This window comes from Bradyrhizobium sp. USDA 4516, assembly GCF_054055915.1.
In genome coordinates this window covers 5,304,214-5,321,027 of record NZ_JBSRXT010000001.1, presented here as the reverse complement: position 1 = coordinate 5,321,027, position 16,814 = coordinate 5,304,214, and the positions used below count along the sequence as shown (strand labels likewise).

Below are 16,814 nucleotides of genomic sequence, written 5' to 3'. Positions count from 1 at the left end.
AACGCCCGTCCTGACCAGTTGCAAATCATCATGGCGACGCTGGCAGTCGGCATTGACGCGATCCTGCCGGCCCGGTCGCCTAGCCGGAAACAAAAGCGGATTCGCGATGAAATCTAGCTGCTCGCTGGCGGAGTTTTGGTCCAGAGCAGCCCTTCACTCCAGATGTGTTCGACCCGTCCCCACTCACAGGCAGCCGCGACGTCGGGAAAGAAGCCACATCCCCGATGATTGGCACTCGTATTGCAGAGCAGTGGAAGGCCGGTAAGCCGTTCATACGCGACGAGAAGCCGGGCGACGTCGTGCCTGGAGTCTCGCGGCACCGTCTGCAATCGAGCTGACCCGTCGAGATGCACGACGGCAGGGATTCTGTTCCGCTGTTCATCCCGCGTATGGTGCTCGAAAAGCATGTAGCGGTCCGGCATTCCGGGGCTGAAGAATTCCGGCGCCCGATCTTCGAGGCAGATCGGTGCCACAGGCCGGAAGTGTTCCCGATGCTTGATGCCATTGAGATGATCCTTCATGCCCGCGGAGGTCGCGGCAGCAAAGATACTTCTTCCCCCCAGCGCCCTCGGTCCAAGCTCCGCACGGCCGGTGAGGAAGACCACCGGGTGATTGTCTGCCAGGACCATCGCAAGTTCATGCATGCTGCACGGCGAGGCCTCCCATCCAGGCGGCGTATCGCCGTGCTGCAGATCCGGGCCGCTATAGACGGACCACTCAATCGGGATGAACCCCTTGTCCGCTGCCCATGCGGAACAGGCACTGCCGATTGCAGAGCCGCTGTCGTTCGGAAACGGCGGCACCCAGACAGTATCGAGCAGCGCTGACCCGCGGAGCGCCGTGTTCCATTTGATGTTAAGGCCGCAGCCGCCGGCGATACACAGATTCCGTGTTCCTGCCAGATACGAATGTCGCTGCAGGGCAGCGTCCATCTCCCGCACCAGCATACGCTCGAGGAAAACATGAAAGGATGCGAGCACGTCTTCAGGCGAGCGATCCTTCAGCCTTGCCATGGATGCTTCGAAAAAATCATGCAAACCTGCAAGCGCGTGGTCGATGCTCTTGACGTCGCCGGGGTAGTTGCGGCCGAGCTTCCCGTCCATCGCAAGACGCTCCTCGTAGAGCTCCTGGAATACCGCGACGACAGCTTCATCGACGGACCCGAGTGCGATGTAGGCCATGACCTTGCCGGCGATGCTCCGGTCCCCTCCTCCGGAGCGGTTCGGCCTCTTGTACGGACCAAACTTGTGGCCCGCCACCACATAGGCATGACCGATCACCGGAAACAGGGATTCAATAAAGCGGGCCTGTCCGCGCTCCACATGATAAAGCCGTGGAGGTATCCCGCCGTCCCACAGAAGGCAGAGCGCGGCTTGTTCCGCCTTCGCAAAGGGGCTCGTGCAGTATGCTGAGGCCAGATGCCCCGTTACGTGTGGATAGCTCCTGTAAGGCAGGGCTTTGCCCCCGAGCATCAGGCCTGAGCCATCGTACCCAGCGAGCAAACCGCTGGCGTGCGGCTCGAGATAGGGCGCCCCTTTGAGAGTTACAGGCTTGCCACGACTGACGACGTCGAAGCGCGTCTCAATGTCTCCTGGCCAACCGTCGATCACGAATTCATCGACATCCTTCGGACCAAGACCCTGCCCGGCCAGAGCGACGACGATGTCATCCAGATCGACAATATGCTGATAGCGAGGATTGTTGTTCCGCTTTTCCTGTTCGATACAAAAGACAAGGCGCCCGTCCTCTATGAGGGCGATCGCTCCGTCATGGGTCAACTTGATGCCGCAGATGCGCATCGTATCTCCATCCTGTTGCTGCACTCATCGTGGAAACTCGAAATCGACGATCAGGCAGGTCCCGTTTGTTGGCGCGGCCATGCACCGCATGCTGGCGCCTGTCCCTGGTTGAGCACGGTTCGATCGCTGCGGATCATTTCACGTCCTTTCCGGTGGCAATTCACGTCCGATCTCATGAGCTGCTCGCGAAGCTGCGGAGGCATCGTTCTTCAAACGGGGTCGGCCCCTTGGAGCGGGGATGCAGTATGCAGGCCATCTGCGGGCCAGCAGAATTGCCACCAGTTACATGGCTCCCCGCTGCCGCGCCGAGATATCTTGGCGGACTTCAGACATGAGGAAGGTCGATTTCGAACAGCAGTGGGCGAGGTCTGACGGCTATTCCGACGCTCCGCTGTCGAGTGCTGTTGGTCAAAGCCATCATCGCCGACGGTGCACGCCCAGTGCGTCACGAACAATCTTGAGCAAATCCGTTCCGCGAAGCGGCCCATCGAGCGATCGGAGACCTCCCCTGCTTGAGTTTTTGTGCGTCGAGGAATTGCGACCCGAATATGGAGGCAAGAGCCGCGGCTCGGCCAGAATCAGATCCTGCCACCTTCTTCTATGGTCCAAGAGCTCGCAAGGCGGCCCGTGTGCACCGGCTTGCCTGCGCCTCGCGGACTGCTCTCAAGCGAGGGCTTCCACTTCTTTCGTCTTTGCTCGCGGCGGGGCTCGACAGACAAGCGGCGAGCTTCGCCACGATTAATGACGGAGTGGCGCTAGAACCGGTGTGTCGGCTCCACGAGGGACCAAACGCACCCTCGCATACTCCCTAAATATCAACCGGTGAATACCAGACGACATGCAGGCTTTCAGCGAAAGCCTGTTTGCCGAACTCAAGATCGCACTCAGGTCCGGACGTCGAAAAGCTCGCATCAGCACGGGTGCCCGCGGTCAGTTATCATGAGCGCTCCGAGCCATCGCATCTTCCAGAGTTCGCATCTAATTAGTCGATTATAGTCATCCATTTGTATCGCTCCGGATGCGATGGATCCCGCGCCAGGGATCCATCCTGTTCGGGGGTATTATGCGAGTTGAGATCAAAAGCCGTGCCGGGGGCACATGTGTTGGGCACGGGTATCGCAGCGAGCCGCTGTACGTGGCCGCAGACGATGTCCTGCTTCGGGCAATCACAAGACAGGGCGGGCTTGTCGTAGCGCTGTCGACAGCGGCATGGATTGCCGGCACCGTGTTGCCGGCACACGCAGCCGGTGTTCAGGACACAAGAAACACTCCTCGGGATGAGGCCGGGACAGGAAGTCTTCAGCAGAAACGGGCGTCAGTTCCAGCAGCAGACCAACGCCAGAAGAAGGTAAAGGCACGGCACGCAGACATCGCGGCGCGATCGCAGACACCCGTCAAAAAGCGGGAGGCAAACGAAGCTGCCGCTTACATGATTCAAAAAAAGCCTAACCCGTTCGCAAAATTCGAAAACCTTCGCGAAAAGGGACTGGTCGTCAGCATACCCGGTCCGGCCGATACGGTCGTCCAGGATGCGGGAGGCGTGAGATCTGCGCTGGCTGAAGTCGGTATCGGGTATCTCTTGTGGTCACAGGTCACCTACACAAACAATCTGCTGCCAAATGCAGCCAAGAGCACCATCGCCAACCAGCTCTACAATGGACAAAACCCGACGTTCAACACCGTCAACTACATGTGGGTGACCTACGATCTCAGCCGATATGGCATTCCGGATGGACAGATCGTCGTCGGTGCCGAGGAGCAATCCTGGACGTGGCAACCCGGCGGGCCGGATCGACTGGGCATCAATACGATGTCCTACTATCAGACTTTCTGGGACCGAAAGCTCGAACTCAAGGTCGGCTACCTCAGGAATTCACACGAATTCGCCGGCACCGTGGTCGGCGGGAATGCCGGCTCGAATGTTTTCGGTCCATCGTCGAGCATACTCTTCCAGGGGGGTCTGAGCGCGGCTCCGGCGCCGACCCCGGCTCTCAACCTGAAGTACAATTTCGATGATCACCTGTACACGAAGGTGTCTTTCCAGCGTGCCGACAGTCCCGACGGCCTGTTCACCCAGATCACCGAAAACCCCACGGGCCTGAACTGGAGCACGATGCATGCCGGCGTTCTCTACCTCGATGAGACCGGCTATCTGAACAAGGCCGCTCCGGGGTCGCCGCAGACCTGGCTGAGGGCGGGTGCTGGTTACAACACCAGCAGCTACAAAAGTCTGGCGCTTCCAAATCAGCAGAGAACCAATCCGAACACCTTCTATTACATCGCCGCGGACAGGCAGTTTTGGCAGACCAATGTCCAGGACTCGCCATCACGTGGGATCTACGGCGGATTCTCGGTCATGGGAGCCCCGCCCGATCTGAATACGGTCAGCCAGTACTACGAGCTCCGCTTTTATGTAAACGGACCTTTCGATTGGCGGCCGACCGACCAGGTTTCCATCGTCGCGACCGATACGGTGTGGAGCAACCTGGCCGTGGACGCGGCGCTGGCGAAAGGCAAGCTCGTTCATTGGGACAGCAAGGCGATCGCGGCCACCTACACCGCACATCTTGCGCCGGGAATTTATACAAGCGTAGGACTGACATACATAAACAATCCAACCAGCATTACCTACACCCCGCAGATCGGACATGCCCTGAATTTCTCCGTGTCTACGAACATCTTCTTCTAGGCAACTGCCGCTAAGACGGGGCGCGGCCAATCAAGAGGATCGCGCGGCAGCGCCCCGTTCAAGGATGCGCTGCCGACTCCATGTGGTGAGTGCGGGAATACGAAGGACAGCGGCGATGCCGGAACGGAATCGAGGAGCTCAGGTGACAATGAGCTGCAATGCAACGTCGCTTATCGCGGTTTCCGACGTGTCGGTCGGAGCGGGTCTGAAAACGCAGCGCCTCCCGCAACATGGTGATCGCTGCTGATGCGCGTGGCCTTCCCTCGTTACCCGAGCTATCGCGGTCTATCGAGTCAATTGCGCCCGATACGTTCGGAGCACAGGCAAGATGAAGCTGCAATCCGCTTGGGGCGTTTGCCGGCGAGGATTATGGAGACGCTTCGATCCAGGCGATGGCTCGCGTAATTGCAGCTATTCCGCGGATTGCAACCAAGCGTTCTACCTAACCCGATAAACCGCCGAGGATGCCTCCCGGAGCGATTTAGTATGCGAGGCAATTGCCGACCAATCGGTGGTGGTAAGCGCCCATAGTGTTTCACTACCATCGGCGTATCTTGAATTGCGTAGCTCGCCTGCTCGTGCGAGCCTTCAGGAAGCCGTAGTTTGCCTCGTCGAAAGCCGGGACGATGCCGTTAGCTTTACACCGCGCTTCGTAATCATGACGCCGCGATCCAAGCCGCTTCGCCCAGCCGAAACCACCGCGACCGCCGCCAGTCGGAAGCTTCTCTTGCACAATGGAGGATCCACCGGACCCATGACCGAGGTTGCCGACAACGCCCGCTGCCTGCTCTCTCAGGTGGCGATCTGCCCGATCAGGTCACCAGGGCACAAACTCCAGCAAAGTTACGACTTGGCCTATGCAAGGCTGTCCGCACCGCATGATCCTGTCCGCGAAACCCGTGCACATTTGTTCGGTAAGTTGCCGGTGACGGAAATGATCGAGCGGGGCAAGAGCAGCCGACCAGTTTCCAGTCGGCATCAATCGCGGTCCACGTCCAGATGTCGCCAGCATCAGCCGGTGCTGGCTTGACGAACTTCGTCCTTGGCGGAAGTGCCTGTGAATTAAAACGGGGACGCTACCGGGCTTCAAACCCGGATCGCTGTGGCAAGGGCGCCACTTGGGCGGCTCATTTCGTTGACGTTTTTCCGGTAGTGTCTCAGTTTGAATTTGAGGCGGCAAAGCTAGCCTTAGCCTCGGCCAAACATGCGTCCAGTAGAGCTTTTATGTGGGCAACTTGATTTTCGAGGGCCTGATATGAAGTTTCTTCGGACCTTATTTTAATTCGCCCATCCATATCGCTGCCAAACGTCCGAGCGCGATGTAGGCGCTCGGCGGGATAGGAAGGCCGTCCTTCAGGACGCCCCGACCAGAGCTAAAAACCAGCTCAATCTTTCTCGGCGCCTCATTAGCCTCTGACTGGTGGTCGAATGGCATTTGACGTGTCTCTCCCTCGCGAGGCTGAAACGCTAGGCAATCCAAGTGCGATGCCGCTTTTCTGCGTCCACGGAAAAGGAAAGCTTTGTTGGCTCGCATTCAGCGACTTCGCCGTGGACGAATTTCAGGCAGAAATCGAGCTTGTCTAGTAACTCTTCGGCGGCCGCAACTACATCGGACATGCCGGAAAGCGAGCGATGGTGATAGACCGCATTCCGTGCTTCACGGACCTTGTCAAATTTGGCGGTAAAATCAGCGACGCTAAGCGGGTGAAACTTGGGCGAGAATATAGTCCAGTGCTCCTCGATAAGCTGGCGGATATGGCCAAGATTGCAATCGTGCATGAACTCATAGCCATTCATCATCGCGGCGACCGGCCCATTAGGAAACTGCTTCCCTTCCATATCTTGGATGATCGTACCGATTCTAAAGGCGGCATGGCGGGCCAGCGGAACGCCCCCGATCTGAGAAATGTTTTTGGCCTTGCCGCCCTTTTTCAACTCCTCGTAAATGGCTCGCCACCAGCGCGCGTGCTTGTAGTGCTGCTCTAAAGTTACCGCCACAGTTGAGCGAAGAGCATTTTCGAAAGAATGGAAAACCGGGAAAAGCTGAGCATGCTCAGCCACTTTTCGATTGTAGACTGAGAAAATGGCGGGCCGCCAATCGTTGGGGCGGTATTTGAGGATTTGACCCTTGGTTCCCTCCTTGACTTCGATTAGGGAGGCCTCAACTAGGAAAGGACTTACAAGGGTCAAATCGGACTGGAAAACCTCAACCTGGCTCGGGGTTGGGGAAAATGGCAGATAGTCGGTAAAGAATTTTGTTAAAAATTCGTAAGAGATATCTGGCATTTAGGGTACGACCGAGTATTTTTTAAGGAACTTGACAGGCGGCTGCTAGTTAGCGATAAACCTGACCACTCCGGGAGTGATGGCGCGTTGCGACATTTGCCTTTGGGCCGCTACCTGAGTCTAAACATCTTTGAAAGAGGCTCCCGAAAAGGGGGCCTCTTTCGCCTTTTAGGCCCGCATAAACTCCTCCCTCAAGCCCCATCCTGACTTCTCGCGCCGCTGTTGAAAATTCGCGAAGACGCCGTGACCCTGATTGACAAGGGGACGGCACCGGCCCGCGCGGTCCCTATCAGAAGCGGGAACCGGAAGAAATTTCAAACTGGGACAATACCGTTTTTCTCCCGCCATGTCGATATATTTCCATTATCAGAAATATGAATTGATAAGAATCAATCATACTTGAATTCGGCATGATGCATTATTATTATCTATTCGGCGCCTTGATTAGGATAGTAAATCATGTCGTATTCGAGCGAAGAGCTTGTCCGGACAGTTCGGGCCAAACGCACGCAAGAACACATGAGCCAGCGCGCTCTGGCCGTCCGATCGGGTTTGACCCAGGCGCATATCTCCCAGATTGAGACCGGCCGCCTCGAACCAGGCCTCTCGAGCTTCATCCAGATGGTTCGGGCACTCGACCTCGAAATCGTGCTCGTACCGAAGAAGCTGCTCCCGGCGGTAGAGGGCATACTGCGCTCGAACGCGAACGATTTCTCCCTTGAGGAGGGACTGTCGGACCTCTTCGCGAAGGCCGAACGCCTCGTTGCTAGGCAGAAGAAGCGCCACGGTAGCTCCGTGCCACTCGACCGCATTGCTGAATACTTTCGTTTCTTGAAGCAGGTCCATCTTTCAAAGAAGGACCTCGCCCTCATCAGCGACGTCGTCGACACATTGCGAAGCTATCACTCCGAACCGATACCCAAGCCTGTGTTGGAAAATTCCGCAGGAGTATTGCAGGACCTGCGCAACCGGATCGCACACAAGGTAGAGGCCCCCCGCCCTGCCTACGCTCTCGACGACGAGGATGACGATGCCTGACGTATCGGTCCTGGACGTACGCCTATACGACATCCCCGTCGCAACACTCACGCTCGTGCAGGGCGACCGGTCGTTGCTCGCGTTCAATCAGAACTACATCGACGACCCCGCCCGTCCAACTTTAAGTCTGTCCTTCAAGGATTCATTTGGAAACCTGCTCACCTCATTCAAACCTTATCAGCAAGTCCTTCCACCCTTCTTCTCCAATCTTTTGCCGGAAGGCTCGCTGCGTCGCTACCTCGCTGAGCGTGCGGGGGTGAAGGAAAAGCGCGAGTTCTTTCTCCTATGGATGCTGGGCCGTGACCTTCCGGGTGCCCTGTCGGTCCATCCAGCGGAGGGGGAGGCATTGCCTCCCCAAGTCGAGGATGATCTCACGCCGGACGAACGGCAGAACATGCTGCGCTTCTCACTCGCGGGCGTGCAGCTGAAATTCTCCGCGCTCAAGAATGATTCGAAGAACGGCGGACTAACCATTCCAGTCGAGGGCGTCGGCGGTTCGTGGATCGTCAAACTGCCGTCCCATCAGCACCCGGGCGTGCCCGAGAACGAATACTCGATGATGAGCTTGGCGAAGGACATGGGTATGGAAGTGCCCGAGCTCCAACTTATCGATGTCGGGGCGATCAAGGGACTTCCGGACGGTATCGGTGAGCTGAAAGGACGGGCGCTCGCGATCAAGCGGTTCGACCGCACTGCCGACGGGCCGGTCCACATGGAGGACTTTGCGCAGGTATTCGGCGTGTTCCCGGACGAAAAGTACGACAAGGCTAACTATCGGAGCATCGCGCGTGTCCTGGGCATCGAGACCGGCGAGGCCGGCATCGCCGAGTTTGTCCGACGCCTCGTGTTCAGCACGTTGATCGGCAACGCCGACATGCATTTGAAGAATTGGTCGCTGATCTATCCCGACCGCCGGATGCCGGTTCTGTCGCCCGCCTACGATCTGCTGTCGACCATACCGTACATCGCCGAGGACAAGATGGCGTTGAATTATTCGCGCACGAAGAAGATGGCGGAATTCTCCGTAGACGAGCTGAAACATCTGGCGGCGAAGGCAAAGATCTCGGAGAAGCTCGCCATCGATACAGCTGCGGAAACCGTCCAACGCTTCAAGAAGATGTGGGCCGAGCGCAAGGCAGATCTCCCCTTGGAGAAGAAAGTCGTCGAAGTCGTCGACGCGCACGCCGCTTCGATCCCGATTTACAACGAGCTTTGAGTCGTGGCCTACGATTTCGGAAACCTTTCGCCGGCGGACTTCGAGGATCTGGTTCGGGATCTCGTTGGACGGGAATTCGGCGTTAGATTCGAGGCCTTCGCGGCCGGTCCCGACGGAGGCATGGATGGACGCCATGCGCGAGGCGGCGCTGCCACGATCCTACAGGCGAAGCACTACGGAAGATCCTCCTACGCTTCGCTCAAGTCGCAGATGAAGCGTGAGCGAAGCGCCATCGAAGGCTTGGCTTCCGGCCGCTACATTCTGGCGACATCATGCCCCCTCACGCCGAAGAACAAATCCGAACTCACGGAGGCGATAGGCCCATCGCTGTCGGGCGAGGGCGACATTCTGGGGCCGGGTGATCTGAACGCCCTGCTCCGCAAATATCCCGACATCGTTAAGTCTCACATCAAGCTCTGGCTGTCCGACGCCGCCGTGCTCGACCGGGTCGTCCGGTCGGCGGCCCATGCCTACAACAGGATCACAAAGGAGGAGATCGAATCCAAGGTCCGGATCTATGCTTCGAATCCGAGTTTCGACGGAGCGCGCGACACGCTGGAAGCGAACCATGTGGTCATCATATCCGGGCCCCCCGGCGTCGGCAAAACCACCCTGGCGGAAATGCTATGCTATGCGTACCTGGCCGAGGGCTGGGAACTCATCGCCATCAGGAGCCTCGAAGACGGATTGGCCGCAATCGAAGACAAGGGAAAGCAGATATTTCTCTTCGACGACTTCCTGGGCAAGGTGGCGTTGGATCGTCATGCGCTGGCCCATAAGGACTCCGAACTCGCCAGATTCATCAAGCGGGTCCGTAAGTCGCCGAACGCCCGGTTCATCCTCACGACGAGGGCATACATACTCGCAGAGGCACGCCAGGTCTCAGAATATCTCGCGGACCGGCGCCTGGACGTAAGCCGGTACGTCCTCGACGTGGGCGCGTACACGCGGCGCATCAAAGCGCGCATCATCTACAACCATCTTCTGGCCGCGGAAACGCCCGCAGGTCACATTGCGGCACTCGTCGCAGGCGACATCGCAAAGATCGTCGACCACAAGAACTACAATCCTCGCATCGTAGAATGGATGACCGACACCAGCCGCATCGAAGAGATCGCAGCCGAGGACTATCCGGTCTCTTTCCTGCACGCCCTCGATCATCCAGGTCAATTGTGGGACATCGCCTTCCGCAGTCACATCTCGAAGACCCGGCAGCATCTGCTCATCGCACTCTTCTTCGGCTCGCAATACGGCGTCAGCATCGATGAGCTGCGGGAGTCCTACGACGGAATGCATCCGATACTCTGCGCCAAGTACGGCGAGAGCCACGGACCAAAGGATTTTGAAGAATCCCTGCGGGTGCTCGAGGGGGACTTCGTCACGATACGAGGCACGCAGGTCGGTTTCGTGAATCCTTCCCTGCGGGACTATCTGACAGGATATCTCGAGGACGAGACCCTCCTGCTCGAGATTGCCCGCGGCGCGCGTCAGACCGACTGGGCGGAGGCCGTCTGGAGATTCGGCGCGCGTCTAAGTCGGTCGGAGACTTTCCAAAGGAAGCTCGGCGTTTGGTTCGTCGACGCGGCGGAACGATTCGCTGCGGAACCGACATGGACGGTCGTTCCTGGACATTACGGCCCCACGCGCCATCCTCGGGGGCTGTCGAATACCGATCGCATCCGGTTACTGATCGATTGGTGGTTGGCAACTGAAAATACCCGCTTCTCGGACATCGCGCTCGTCCTGGCGCGTTCGCCAGTCGACGGCTTGGACTCATGGCGCGACGGCGGTGAGGCAATCGAACTGATCGCGAAGCTGAGAGACGGAGACTATTTCGGTGACGTTCCGGGCGCCATCGAAATGGCCGACTATCTCGAGACGGCAGCCATCTCGATGCTCGAATCGCCCATTACCCCTGACGAATTGGAGAAGATATCCGATGCCGTCGACGAATGGCGGCACCTTCTTACCGACCGCCTCTTCTGCGCGCATGATGATGCGATAAGAAACGAGATCGAGAACGTTGGATCGGTCGTCGAGGAGATGGATTCGGAATCGACCCTCAACGAACATATTGATACGATCCGCAAGCTCTCGGAGCGCGTCAATATGTCCTCCCAAGTGGTATCGATCGCCTTGAAGAAGGTCGAGGAGCGCATTGTCAAGCTCGGGGAAGAAACCGATGTCTCAAGTTCACCGTCGTTTGGTGGCAGCAAGCCACAGGAAGGCGACGTATTCGACGACAAGGCACTGAGAAGCCTTTTTCTTCCGCTGCTACACAGGTAGCGAACGCTTCTTGCTGACTCGGCTCTCCTTTGATCCCGAATATCCTACTTTGGCCGCTTTCATCATCGGCTTCCGGCACGCGGTAGACTTGAATCGAATGCCGGCTGATGCCGCTTGTGGCGTGTAGCAGGCCTGAGATGGCCCTCTGACGAACCGCTTTTAAGCCGGAAAACCAACGTGACGACCTCGCGCCAAAAGTGGTAATTTCTCGTAGCGCAGCGCCGCTCAATGCGACTGCTCGATCACGTCGTGGTCAAAACGAGCTGGAGACTTGCGAGCGGCCAGGAGCATACCGGAGAGTGACTTACATCGGTACGGTGCCCATTATTCGTGCCAGGCGAGCAAGACCTTCCTCTAACGATTGACGCGAAACATCGGCAAGAGAGACTCGGATTCCGTCCAAACGGTTCGGCTTTTCGACGGAGAATTCAGAGCCACTTCGCACCAGTATGCCCTCAATTCGGGCGCGCTCGACCAGTTCATCCCCTGAAAGGACATCGCTCTTCAACCAGACATGCAGTGCGCCAACGCAGGACGGAGAGATGCCGGGCATCAACTTCGCCGCGAGATCCCGTCGCCATGTCGCTTCGAGGCGTATCGCTTGGAGCAGATCGTCGGCTGCGCCCTCCAGAATGGCGCGGGTCGCGATAGCCGCAGAAGGAACGGAGGCGTACCACATCGCCATCGCGCCGAATCGCGACATGACCTGCTCGATGGCGGCCCTGTCGGGTGCGACGACATACGCGATCCGCGTACCGACGAAGAAGCACTTCGACAATCCCATCACGGTCCATGAAATATCGGGCGCAATATCGGAAAAGCCCGGTGGGAAATCCTCGCGAACGAGGCCCTGCGGATCGTCCTCGAGGATCACGACGTCATGCCGGCGCGCGATTTCCGCGATCTGTGCGCGCCTGCCCGCTGGAATTGTGCACGCGGTCGGATTCTGGGCATTCGGCACACAATAGAGGAGCCTCGGCCGGTGAACATGGCAGGCCTTGTCGAACGCTTCGGGAATCAGCCCGTGGACGTCCAGCGGGATCGGGACAAGGCCAATTCCGAGGATCTGCGCCGCGTCGCGTACCTGGGAGTAGGTAGAGGCCTCGACCGCAATCGAGTTGCCCCGACCGACCAGGGTCTCGAGAAGGATCAGCAATACATTCCAAGTGCCGTTCGCCAGAAATAGCCTGTCGATCGGAATGCGCCCCCTGTTGCCCCGTGCGAGGAATTTTTGCGCCGCAATCAGATCGTCCGTGCTGCCGAGACGTCGATGTTGACGCATTTCGTCCGCACCGTCCCATCGGCTTGCCAGCGACAGCAGCGTTCTTCTCAGGTATTCATCCGCTCCTGGTACTTTGGGAGAGGTAATTCGCCGAAGATCAATCATAATTCATGTTTCTCACGCTTGAATTGCGACCGCGACGATGACCCGCGGTATTGACGAATGAGGCGCAAACAGTGCCGGAGTCACCCGGCAGGCGGTCAGCCCTTTAGGAGCGGACCACGTAGCTCGAAGCAGCAATGAACACGCTATCTGCCGACCGTTTCAGCCGAGGTCAGCCATCCCGGTCCTCCGCTGCTGGCAACGGCTCAAGATCCTTGAAGGCCCGCAGTTCGTCCGTCACGGCTGTCAGTTGCCGGTTGATATCCGCCAGCGCGCTGGCCGTTGCGCGTGCGCCCGTTTCGCCGACAAAGAAAAAGTGCCCTCCCTCGACGGTACGGTTCATGACCGTCGGCCATTGCCCGGCCAGGGCACGCAGCCGCCCCCAGCTCTCCGGCGGCAGCCGCGTGAGATCAGTTCCTGCGAGATGGTTGCGCAGCAGCCCCATTAGACCAATCGCGCTCCATATCGCAGCATCCGCCAAAGCGTGCTCAGCGTCGGAGGATGCCGTCGGCGAAATCGTCGCGCACAACGGTGCCTGTTCGAAGGTGAAGGCCTGCGAGTCTGCCAGGGCGGCTTCAAGGCTGGTGAACCGGCCATCCACATCGAGGCGATCGATCTCGCCGCGAAGCATGAGCGGGCCCTCGCCGTGATAGTGGATGCCTTGTGTTTCCAAACTGATGACCGTGCGGCCGGCCAGCCGGTTCACCTCTTCCAGGCCCGCAATCGTGCTGCAGTGGTAGAGGCTGGAATCCCACAGACCATCTGCCGTGACCGGCTCGCCTTCCGCGAGGCGTGGCGAGAGGCCCGGCCAGGGCGGACGCGCGCAAAGCGACACAAAGCCGATCATAAGGACCCCGCGCTCCTTCAGGGCACGGTTGAGGCGCAACACGCCCTTGCCGGCCATGCTCCAGCCGGCCACCAGCACGGGCCGCCTGCCGACCATGTTCGCCGTGACGTCCGCCACCCCCGCCGCCCACCTCGACAGCGTCATGAAGGGATCGGGCTTGGAAAACACCGGATGACTGCTCGGATAGGAGATGGCGAGCAGCGCCAATCCAAAGGCCTGAAGATGGTAGTCCAGAAAATCTTCGCGCCGCGCTTCGGGATGACCATAGGCCACGCGCGCCAGGTGGGCTCCTCCTGGCAGGAACAGCACGACGGGCGCACCGGGTTCGAGACGAGCGTGCACCAGAAACTCGCCCGCGGCATTCGCGACGAGCTCCTCCCGGTCGAAGGGCCGCGACCGCCCCCGGGCGTTTTGTTCAGGGCCGGACAGGATCATGAATCCGTCCCCAAGGGTGCAGCAGAGCACGAGCCGACGAAACCCCGATCCTTGTGCAAAATTGGTGTGATCGCGCTCGAGGCATCAGTCACCAGCCTTTTGGCCGGCCGCGGTTATCCAGTTCGGACGTGCCGTCGGGTGATCGCGCAGGATCGCCTGCCGCCCCTCGTCCAGGCGCGCAAGATGACGTCGGCGCTGGTGATCGCTGCGCCAAACGGCAAGCTTCTCCAGGTAGGCTGCGCCTCCTTCCAACAGCGTGAGCAACTCGCTTGCATCCCTCGTCGAGCTTTGACGGCGGTTGCCGACGACGACGTAGACAGCTGACGTATGGGCACCGATGTCGATGGGGTGCTGTGTGTGCAACCTGCCGCGGCCGAAACAACGCGCCGCGAGCCATGAGCTGTGGTCGATGGTGACCGTTGCATCCAGGCTAGCCGCCAGCCCGTCAGCACCTGCCTTCGCGCTGGCGATGACCTGACCATTCTGTACGAGGTCGATGACTTCAAAGGGCTGGGACGAGCGGGCTTCCGCCCTGATACGCAGTTGCCCGCCCCCCTCAGCCAGCTGAATCTCTTCCCCAGGCATCCTCCCGTCGACGCACAGTTCCAGCATCGGGCCTGTGGAGACAAACGTATGTCCGTGCGCGATGGCGGTACACCATCTGCCGTAATCGAATTGCCCGTCATCGCCGAGGAAGGCGTAGGTGCGCAGCGCGCCAAGCGCGGTGCCGTTGGACATCTTGTCGGTGCCCCCGACAGCAGGCAAGCGATAGCCCGCATTGAGGTAGGTGTACCATTGCCCGACGCCAGGACAGTCAAACGGCGTCTCTCCCCAATGACCGTCGATGTGGAGATGGGCCGTGAAATCGAAGTTGAACCATCTGACTTCCACAGCGTCGATCAGGCCCAGCGCAATGGCTGCAGTCGCCTCCGCATGCGGCGTGGGAGTGAGCTGGTTGAACACGAGGCCGCCTTGCATCTTGCAGGCCGCGCACCAGTCAACCAGGCTGACGTCCTCCCAACCGCCGATCTCGTCCCGTTCCGCCCCGCCACTCGATAGCGGCAGGACCGGTTCCTTGAGGTTCAGCAAAAAGACGTCACCCATCATGTGATGACGGTTTTCGCTGTCGACGCGTACTGTTCGATCGCGTGAGCCATTGTCGTGTTCGCGGGCAATGCCGTGGCTAACACCTGTAAAGGCGCGGCCCCATTGAGCGGCCAGCAGGTTGGTGACGTTGACGTCTTCCGCCGCGCTTTCCAGCCCGGCTGTCACGGGATCGAGAAAATGGACATGGACATCGCCGCAATACCAGCCGCGCCGGCGGATATCGCTCCACCGCTCGAGTTCGAAGAGCAGTTCGGTTCGCCCTTTTTGAATCTCGAGAGCTGTGCGGATGACCTTGTATTCGAAGCCGTGAACGATTTCGGCGGCGATTTTTCCAACGGGCAGCATGATTTCGAAACGGCCAGGAACGTAGGCATAATTCATGCTGCCGAGCCTGAGGTCGCCCCCGACGTTCTGGCCCCAGGCATCGTCGACAAATGCCGCATGAGCGAGCGGTGGCAAATACTCGCCGTGCTCGCCGCGGAAATGAACACGTGAAGGCAGCTCCTTGCTGTCGGCGGCATCGACCACCCGCACCGAGATCCGGACCCAATCGTGAGCGGCCAGCTTGATCGGCGACCTGTTCTCGAGAATATCCTGCCAGCGAAACCTGAGAAGTGAATTTCCCTTGCGCAGGAGCAAGTGGGCCTGTTGCGCAGCCGTGATCTGCGCATAGATCGCGGTAGCCGGCCCTTGAGGCAGCGGCGCTCCCCACCCCTTGACCGAAGCAGCCAGCCACTCCTCGGTCGATTCCCGCGGCAAGACCGAACATTGGGTAATCGCCCCGAGGTCGATGGCCAGAGCGAGCTCTCCGGGCGCAACACCGCTGACCGGGACAAATCCTGGATCCGGCCCGTAGTCATCCGGACAAACCTCGCTGATCTTGCTGCCGGCCAGGGCGGCGAGGTCGATGATCACGCCTTCCCTAGGCCCGCGGCGCAGCGGATTGGCTGAATCGACCGAGAGGGTAATTCCCGCGATCAGCACCAGATCGGCATGGTGAGCCGTCAACTCGATCGCGACGATCTCTTTCATCGGCGAGGGATTTTCGAGCGCCATCAGCCAGTAGGTCTGGCGGCTGCCTGCCGGGACGGTCGTGATGCCGGTAAAGCGCGCACGGCTGTCGACCGGCAGGTCCTGGCTCTCGAGGCTCGGGTGCAATGGCTGATAGTGCGTGTGAGGTAGTGCAGCATACCCTTGCGTGCCGATTGTCCCTTGCCGCCCTGCAATTTCGAATCGCCGCCGGACGGGAACGCGCACACGTCCACCATCAGCAAACACAATTGTGTAGGTCGCCAGCAGTTCGCCGCTCTTCGCGTTCCGCTGTTCGAGATCGGTAAAGTGAGCAGCCAGAATGCCGGCAGCGCGCTGCGGCTTCTGCAATCGGACCGTCTCTCGCCGCACGAACGAACCTGCCCGGTCGGTCAATGCAAGCCAGCAACGCCCATTATTGCCTGCGGGATCAACAAGGTTGAACGGGATGCCATGAAAAAACTGGCGGCCTGCGAGGAAGCCTTCCAGAGCAGCGCCGCCGCCGGAGGGCCATTGCCGCACTGCCGGTCCCCTCTCGCTCCAGCGCCACTCGCCGTCGGCGGCCTGATGCGGTCCCGCATTGGCATACGGCGCGAGATCGATCGAAATAAAGCGAGGGCCGCCTTGCGTCGCAGAGGAGTCAAGATCAGGCTGGATAGGCTTCATTTCGCTCCCGGTCGAAGTCGGCGACAAGTGCC

General features: G+C 59.3%; 10 protein-coding genes. 5 read left to right on the top strand and 5 right to left on the bottom strand.

The window, feature by feature from the left end:
• Window positions 1–113: 113 nt before the first annotated feature.
• Entirely contained in the window at window positions 114–1,799 is a 1,686-nt protein-coding gene (nodU, locus tag ACVI1L_RS24505; RefSeq protein ID WP_456785602.1) for a nodulation protein NodU, read from the bottom strand.
• Between the two features lie 1,135 nt (window positions 1,800–2,934).
• Between nodU and ACVI1L_RS24500 the strand changes: the two genes are divergently transcribed.
• Both ACVI1L_RS24500 and ACVI1L_RS24495 read left to right on the top strand, forming a co-directional pair.
• Window positions 2,935–4,488 carry a carbohydrate porin gene (locus ACVI1L_RS24500; protein WP_456784043.1) on the top strand — a complete coding sequence of 518 codons (1,554 nt, stop codon included), beginning with the start codon at window positions 2,935–2,937 and terminating at the stop codon, window positions 4,486–4,488.
• Window positions 4,489–5,242: 754 nt separating this feature from the next.
• Window positions 5,243–5,518, top strand: a complete 276-nt coding sequence (locus tag ACVI1L_RS24495; RefSeq protein ID WP_456784042.1) for a hypothetical protein — start codon at window positions 5,243–5,245, stop codon at window positions 5,516–5,518.
• Between the two features lie 437 nt (window positions 5,519–5,955).
• Here ACVI1L_RS24495 and ACVI1L_RS24490 read toward each other — a convergent pair whose 3' ends face one another.
• The gene (locus ACVI1L_RS24490) at window positions 5,956–6,774 is read right to left on the bottom strand and encodes a hypothetical protein (protein ID WP_456784041.1); all 819 of its coding nucleotides are present in this window, start codon (window positions 6,772–6,774) and stop codon (window positions 5,956–5,958) included.
• Between the two features lie 459 nt (window positions 6,775–7,233).
• Between ACVI1L_RS24490 and ACVI1L_RS24485 the strand changes: the two genes are divergently transcribed.
• The 3 genes from ACVI1L_RS24485 to ACVI1L_RS24475 are packed head-to-tail and all read left to right on the top strand — an operon-like array spanning window position 7,234 to window position 11,314.
• Window positions 7,234–7,812 (top strand): helix-turn-helix domain-containing protein, encoded by a 579-nt coding sequence (locus tag ACVI1L_RS24485; protein ID WP_076825864.1) that lies wholly within the window; start codon window positions 7,234–7,236, stop codon window positions 7,810–7,812.
• Window positions 7,805–9,028, top strand: coding sequence for a type II toxin-antitoxin system HipA family toxin (locus ACVI1L_RS24480; RefSeq protein WP_456784040.1), 1,224 nt, complete (start codon window positions 7,805–7,807; stop codon window positions 9,026–9,028). Before ACVI1L_RS24485 ends, ACVI1L_RS24480 begins: the two co-directional genes overlap by 8 nt.
• 3 nt (window positions 9,029–9,031) lie before the next feature.
• The gene (locus ACVI1L_RS24475) at window positions 9,032–11,314 is read left to right on the top strand and encodes an nSTAND3 domain-containing NTPase (RefSeq protein WP_456784039.1); all 2,283 of its coding nucleotides are present in this window, start codon (window positions 9,032–9,034) and stop codon (window positions 11,312–11,314) included.
• Between the two features lie 304 nt (window positions 11,315–11,618).
• On the opposite strand, the gene ACVI1L_RS24470 is transcribed toward ACVI1L_RS24475, so the two are convergent.
• The 3 genes from ACVI1L_RS24470 to ACVI1L_RS24460 form a co-directional block, all read right to left on the bottom strand.
• Window positions 11,619–12,701, bottom strand: coding sequence for an aminotransferase-like domain-containing protein (locus tag ACVI1L_RS24470; RefSeq protein WP_456784038.1), 1,083 nt, complete (start codon window positions 12,699–12,701; stop codon window positions 11,619–11,621).
• Between the two features lie 169 nt (window positions 12,702–12,870).
• Window positions 12,871–13,980: a hypothetical protein gene (locus ACVI1L_RS24465; RefSeq protein WP_456784037.1), complete on the bottom strand. Its 1,110-nt coding sequence runs from the start codon at window positions 13,978–13,980 to the stop codon at window positions 12,871–12,873.
• Window positions 13,981–14,064: 84 nt separating this feature from the next.
• Window positions 14,065–16,782 (bottom strand): CehA/McbA family metallohydrolase, encoded by a 2,718-nt coding sequence (locus tag ACVI1L_RS24460; protein WP_456784036.1) that lies wholly within the window; start codon window positions 16,780–16,782, stop codon window positions 14,065–14,067.
• Window positions 16,783–16,814 lie beyond the last annotated feature (32 nt).

Bases quoted from the DNA above. Each gene is read 5' to 3' on its own strand.
- nodU (WP_456785602.1), bottom strand. From the start codon at position 1,799: ATGCGCATCTGCGGCATCAAGTTGACCCATGACGGAGCGATCGCCCTC.
- ACVI1L_RS24495 (WP_456784042.1), top strand. From the start codon at position 5,243: ATGACCGAGGTTGCCGACAACGCCCGCTGCCTGCTCTCTCAGGTGGCG.
- ACVI1L_RS24490 (WP_456784041.1), bottom strand. From the start codon at position 6,774: ATGCCAGATATCTCTTACGAATTTTTAACAAAATTCTTTACCGACTAT.
- ACVI1L_RS24485 (WP_076825864.1), top strand. From the start codon at position 7,234: ATGTCGTATTCGAGCGAAGAGCTTGTCCGGACAGTTCGGGCCAAACGC.
- ACVI1L_RS24480 (WP_456784040.1), top strand. From the start codon at position 7,805: ATGCCTGACGTATCGGTCCTGGACGTACGCCTATACGACATCCCCGTC.
- ACVI1L_RS24470 (WP_456784038.1), bottom strand. From the start codon at position 12,701: ATGATTGATCTTCGGCGAATTACCTCTCCCAAAGTACCAGGAGCGGAT.
- ACVI1L_RS24465 (WP_456784037.1), bottom strand. From the start codon at position 13,980: ATGATCCTGTCCGGCCCTGAACAAAACGCCCGGGGGCGGTCGCGGCCC.
- ACVI1L_RS24460 (WP_456784036.1), bottom strand. From the start codon at position 16,782: ATGAAGCCTATCCAGCCTGATCTTGACTCCTCTGCGACGCAAGGCGGC.